The sequence below is a fragment of the Luteibacter sp. P4_E6 genome, from assembly GCF_056401535.1.
Map to the genome: position 1 here is coordinate 1 of NZ_JBFUJE010000548.1, position 2,482 is coordinate 2,482.

The 2,482-nt window shown below is 66.0% G+C and carries 3 protein-coding genes; 1 reads left to right on the plus strand and 2 read right to left on the minus strand.

All coding sequences use genetic code 11. The features are described 5' to 3' along the window. Positions 1-18: 18 nt before the first annotated feature. Together AC1DT2_RS20605 and AC1DT2_RS20610 are read right to left on the minus strand one after the other, a co-directional pair. Positions 19-1,092: an alpha/beta hydrolase family protein gene (locus AC1DT2_RS20605; RefSeq protein ID WP_477298402.1), complete on the minus strand. Its 1,074-nt coding sequence runs from the start codon at positions 1,090-1,092 to the stop codon at positions 19-21. Between the two features lie 35 nt (positions 1,093-1,127). Next, a complete protein-coding gene (locus AC1DT2_RS20610) occupies positions 1,128-1,955 on the minus strand; it encodes an AraC family transcriptional regulator (RefSeq protein ID WP_477298404.1) in 828 nt (275 codons plus the stop codon). A gap of 139 nt (positions 1,956-2,094) precedes the next feature. Between AC1DT2_RS20610 and AC1DT2_RS20615 the strand changes: the two genes are divergently transcribed. Further along, on the plus strand, positions 2,095-2,466 hold the full coding sequence (locus AC1DT2_RS20615; RefSeq protein ID WP_213947278.1) for a 2-hydroxyacyl-CoA dehydratase: 372 nt from the start codon (positions 2,095-2,097) through the stop codon (positions 2,464-2,466). The last annotated feature ends 16 nt before the right edge of the window (positions 2,467-2,482 follow it).

Here is a 2,482-nt window from a genome sequence, read left to right on the forward strand (position 1 = left end):
GAAGCGCGGCGGCCATGATTAGAGCGTTGCGTCGAAAAGTGCTTTTGCTTTGGCCAACGCCTCGGCGTGGGTCGCGGCCTGCGACACCTTCACATCGGCGCAAATCGGAACGCTCGCCTTCGCCGCCTCCGTGCAGGTGCTCAGGAAGTCGTAGTGCCCCACCCCGGGCAACCGCGTGATCGTCGCGCCGGGAATCGCCTTCACCGCGATGTTTGCGTTAGTGGCAGGTTCGGCCACCTTGTCATCCAGACCCACCACGATCGCCGTCGGTACACGTATCTGCGCAAAACTATCGGGTGCAATCGCCTGCACCAGCGCCGGCGCGAGGGTAAAGACGGCCTTCACTTCCGGGATCGAATGATCGTCCGCCGCGTGCACGATCTGCGCCTTGATCGCGGGATCGTCGTAAGCCTTATGGAAGAGCGCGGGTCCGCTGATTTCCGGTGCTTCCTTCTGCGGTTTGCAGACGCCGTCATCCGGATGGCTGTCGCAGAACGCCCTCAGGTGGGGAATATCCGTGCGCGCACCCGCCAGCAGGAACGCCGTGAATCCGCCTGCCGAAAAACCCGCCACACCCAGGCGCGCCGGATCGATATGGGCCGCGATGTCCTTATCCTTGCGGACCGCCGCGAACGCTGCCTTGAGGTCCTCGGCGCGCTCCCACCACATCGCCGCACCCGCCGCAGTCATCGGTCCCATGCCGTTGTTGCCCGGATGATTCACCCCGACCACGACATACCCGTCGCGCGCGAGCTCCGTACCGAACCAGCTCATCATGCGCGCCGTTCCGCCGAAGCCGTGCGATAGCAACACCACCGGGTGACGTCCGGGCGCGAACGGCGCTTCCTGCGCGGCGCGACCGGCGAGGAACAACGGATGACCGGGCGAGCCCATATCCAGCGGCTCTTCTTTCGCCCCGTCAACGGCGGGATACCAGACCGTGATAGCCAGCGCGTCGGAGTGCGACGCGTCGCGCATGGCAGCGGTCGGTGTGGTCGTGGAGCGATGCGTCTCGCCGACGGTCGTCGCCGACGCCACGCCGAAGACCGAGGTAAGCGCCAGCGCCAGGCAGGCGCGGGTGATGTCATGCATGGTGGATCCCCTCTCTTGGTGACGGATGGGAGGCCTCAGGACGCCAGCGGCACCCAGATTTCGACGCCACCCATGCCAGTCAGGGGGTCGAAGGCGGCATCGTAACGTTCGAAATCCGGCGCGTCGGCTGCCACAAGTCCCGAGGCGGGAAGCCAGGTCTCGAGGAAGGCGCGCCACGTCAGCGGTATCGAGCCGATGTGCCCGTTGTGCCTGACGACCGCGTAAGGACGCCGTGCAAGGCGAAGCCGCGTGAAGTCGGTGGGCACCCCCGAGAAATTCTGGACTTCGTAACCGCACAGATAATCGAAGTTGCCTTCGTCGTCCTGGTTGAAGCAAACCCCATAGGAATACGGTCGTTTCGAGCGCGTACGGGCGTCCTGCTCCAGGCGTTGCCACTGAGAAGGGATGCCAGCGGAGTTCGATGCGAGGTACCGCGCGCCCAGCCCGGCGATCAACAGCGGGCCGGCCTCTTCCACCCGAGGAACCTGCGCCTCCGGCACGGGCTCCTGCATCACCCGCATCGCCTCGACAACCGACAACCCTTCGAGCGAACCACGTTGGCGGACCTCTTCCGGCGTGGCCCCGAACTGTTCGCGGAACGCCCGGGTAAATGCCTCGTGCGAGCCGTAGCCCGCCGAAAGGGCCACGTCGAGGATGTCTGGGGCACCCGCCGCCAGCTCACGGGCGGCCTCGGAAAGGCGGCGCGCCCGCAGATAGCGCACGACGGGCCAACCGGTCGCCGCCTGGAACACACGGGTCAGATGGAAGGGCGAAACACCCGCGGCCGCGGCGACATCGCCCAGGGCCAGCCCGGCGCCGAAATGGCTTTCGATGTACCAGAGAGCTTTCTGCGCGGCCGCCATCGTGGCTGTCCTTGTCGAAGTAGGAGTTATCCTAGCGCCGTGTCAGATAACGCACTTGATCGCGATTGCGGGCCCTCTCCGGCGCGAATCGACCAGGCCGCCGTGCGACAATGGAGCCACTTTCGACCGAAGCAGTGCCATGAATTCGTCCGGTAAATATGACTTCAAGCAGTTCCAGGACGAACTTGCCGCGCTCGACCGCCAGAATGCCGGGAACAAGCCGCCGGTAGCCGCGACGCCCGTGCCAACGCCGGTCGAAACCCGGGTCGAGCCGCCCCTCCCCGCCAAACCTGTCGAAAAGCCCCGCCGTGGCCGTCCACCCAAGGTCGATCCGCTCGCCGAAGCCCGCGCCGCGTTCAACGCGTTGCGCGTGAGTTACGGCCTCAGCGTGGCCGACGTGGTGGCCTGGTTTCCGCCGGAAGAAGGCATCGCCTACCTGCAGTCGCTGATCGCGAGTGCGGAGCCCAAGCCGCGCAAACCCCGGACCAAACCCTCGCCGGACGCCGAATAAGCCGCCGCTCGATGAC

Coding starts and splice junctions, on each gene's coding strand:
- AC1DT2_RS20605 (WP_477298402.1), bottom strand. CDS start 1,092: ATGCATGACATCACCCGCGCCTGCCTGGCGCTGGCGCTTACCTCGGTC.
- AC1DT2_RS20610 (WP_477298404.1), bottom strand. CDS start 1,955: ATGGCGGCCGCGCAGAAAGCTCTCTGGTACATCGAAAGCCATTTCGGC.
- AC1DT2_RS20615 (WP_213947278.1), top strand. CDS start 2,095: ATGAATTCGTCCGGTAAATATGACTTCAAGCAGTTCCAGGACGAACTT.